Origin of the sequence: Azospirillum sp. B4, assembly GCF_000333275.1 — a bacterium.
GTDB lineage: Bacteria > Pseudomonadota > Alphaproteobacteria > Azospirillales > Azospirillaceae > Nitrospirillum.
In genome coordinates this window covers 1-2,512 of record NZ_BACU01000033.1, presented here as the reverse complement: position 1 = coordinate 2,512, position 2,512 = coordinate 1, and the positions used below count along the sequence as shown (strand labels likewise).

The following is a 2,512-nucleotide window of genomic DNA, read 5'->3' as shown; positions in this document are numbered from 1 at the left end:
GCCCGCCTGGTGGCGGCCCCTGAGGCCAAGGTGGCCAGCGTCGATGACCTTAAGGGCAAGAAGGTCGGTGTCACGCGCGGTGGCATCCAGGAGGTGCTGCTGGCGGCTGAACTGGCCAAGCACAATCTCACCTGGTCCGACCAGGGGGGCAAGGACGTCCAGATCGTCTACCTGAACTATCCGGACCTGAACCAGGCCCTGATGCTGAAGCAGCTGGACGCCATCATGCAGACGGAACCGCAGGGCTCGCAGGCAGTCAACGGCGGCTTCGGTATTGAGGTGCTGAAGCCCTATGACACCGCCATCGGCAGCCCGGTGCGCACCCTGGTGATGTCGGAGGAGTTCCACGACAAGCATAAGGCCGTGGCCGAGAAATTCATGCGCTGCTTCGTGAAGGCCACCAAGACCTTCATCGACAAACCCGAGGTCGCGTCCAAGTACGTGCGCGAAACGCTGTTCAAGAAGCAGCTGACCGAGGCCGACTTCAACAGCGCCATGGGCAATGCCCAGTACAGCTATGACATCGACCCGGCCCAGATCCAGATCACGGCCGAGACCATGGCCAAGTATGGCGTGTCCAAGATGGCCAAGGTGCCGACGGCCACCGACTATGTGAAGCTGGACCTGCTGGCCGACGCCAAGAAGGAACTGGGCATCCAGTAAGGCCCCAGGGCCCGTCGTTCCAGGAAACGACGGGCCCGTTTTTCGATCCGCTTCTTTCGCGCTTTCATGGGGAGTACCCGAATGCGGCGTAACACTTGGTTGGCGGCCCTGCAGGGGGCCGTCGTGCCGCTCGTGCTGCTTGTCATCTGGCAGGCGGCGTCCAGTTCCGGCCTGGTCAACGCGAAGATCCTGCCCTCGCCCGTGGCGGTGGCCGTGCGCTGGTGGGCCTATCTCATGCCCGCCGATCCGTATGATCCGGCAAACGGCGGCTATATCGCCTGGATATTCTCGGGCGAACTGATCACCGACGCCATCGGCAGCCTGTACCGCGTGGTCATGGGCTTCCTGGTGGGCGCCGTCCTGGCCCTGCCCCTGGGCCTGGCCATGGGTGCCAGCCGGGCCGCCTTTCGCTGGCTGAACCCGCTGGTGGAGGTGTTGCGTCCCATCCCGCCCATCGCCTACATCCCCCTGTCCATCCTGTGGTTCGGCCTGGGCAACCCGCCGGCCATCTTCCTGATTTCGCTGGGCGCCTTCTTCCCCGTGCTGGTCAACACCATCGCCGGCGTGCGCCAGGTGGACGGCATCTATCTGCGCGCCGCCCGCAACCTGGGCGCGGGGCCCATCACCATCTTCCGCCGCGTCATGCTGCCGGCCGCCACCCCCTACATCCTGTCGGGTGTGCGCATCGGCATCGGCACCGCCTTCATCGTCGTCATCGTGTCGGAGATGATCGCCGTCAACAACGGCCTGGGCTTCCGCATCCTGGAGGCGCGGGAGTATTTCTGGTCCGACAAGATCATCGCCGGGATGCTGACCATCGGCCTGTTGGGCCTGGCCATCGACAGCGGTGTCACCCGCATCAACAACCACCTGCTGCGCTGGCACCGCGGGCTGGAGCACTGAACCATGTCCGACATCCTGATCAACCACGTCTACAAGCGCTTCGCCGTCCCGGGAAACGAGGTGGTGGCGTTGAAGGACATCAACCTGGAGATCGCGTCGGGGGAGTTCGTCTGCCTGCTGGGCCCGTCCGGCTGCGGCAAGTCCACCCTGCTGAACGCCATCGCCGGCTTCTCCCACCCCACGGAGGGCGCCATCACCGTGGCTGGCAAGCCGGTGGTGGACCCCGGTCCCGACCGGGGCATGGTTTTCCAGGAATACGCCCTGTTCCCCTGGATGACGGTGGCCAAGAACATCCGCTTCGGGCTGGAGGTCAAGGGCATGGCCAAGGACGCGGCGGACGCCCGGGTGCGCGAGCTGCTGGACATGCTGGGCCTGTCGGAGTTCGGGGAGCGGTTCCCCAAGGACCTGTCCGGCGGCATGCGCCAGCGCGTGGCCATCGCCCGCGTCCTGGCGCTGGACAGCCCCGTTCTGCTGATGGATGAGCCGTTCGGCGCCCTGGACGCCCTGACCCGCCGGTCGCTGCAGGATGAGTTGCTCAAGATCTGGGCGCGCCTGGGCAAGACCGTCGTCTTCGTCACCCACTCCATCGAGGAGGCTATATACCTGGCGGACCGCATCGTCGTCCTGACCTATCGGCCGGGCACGGTGAAGCGCGACATCCGGGTGGAGATGCCGCGCCCGCGCGACGCCGCCTCGCCGGAGTTCAACACCCTGAAGCGGGAACTGTCCCGTCTGGTGGCGGAGGAACAGCAGCGGCATGAGGCGGCGGAGCGGGCCGGCCTCACCACCGATTGACACCCGTGGCCACCGCCCCCTCCTTCGCCAACCGCTTGCGCGCCGCCAGCCCCGGCGGCGTCCTGGCGCTGCTGTTGGCGGCGGCGGGGGCGGCGGGACTGTGGGTGCTGGCCGTCGGCCATGCCGAGCAGCGGGCGGTGACANGGCGGCG

General features: G+C 66.6%; 3 protein-coding genes. All 3 read left to right on the top strand.

Going from position 1 to position 2,512, the window contains the following annotated elements:
* On the top strand, positions 1-663 hold a 663-nt coding region (locus I55_RS01410; protein WP_044558648.1), incomplete at its 5' end, for an ABC transporter substrate-binding protein.
* Between the two features lie 81 nt (positions 664-744).
* Positions 745-1,566 carry an ABC transporter permease gene (locus tag I55_RS01405; protein ID WP_085939915.1) on the top strand — a complete coding sequence of 274 codons (822 nt, stop codon included), beginning with the start codon at positions 745-747 and terminating at the stop codon, positions 1,564-1,566.
* Between the two features lie 3 nt (positions 1,567-1,569).
* Positions 1,570-2,361, top strand: coding sequence for an ABC transporter ATP-binding protein (locus tag I55_RS01400; protein WP_044558644.1), 792 nt, complete (start codon positions 1,570-1,572; stop codon positions 2,359-2,361).
* Positions 2,362-2,512 lie beyond the last annotated feature (151 nt).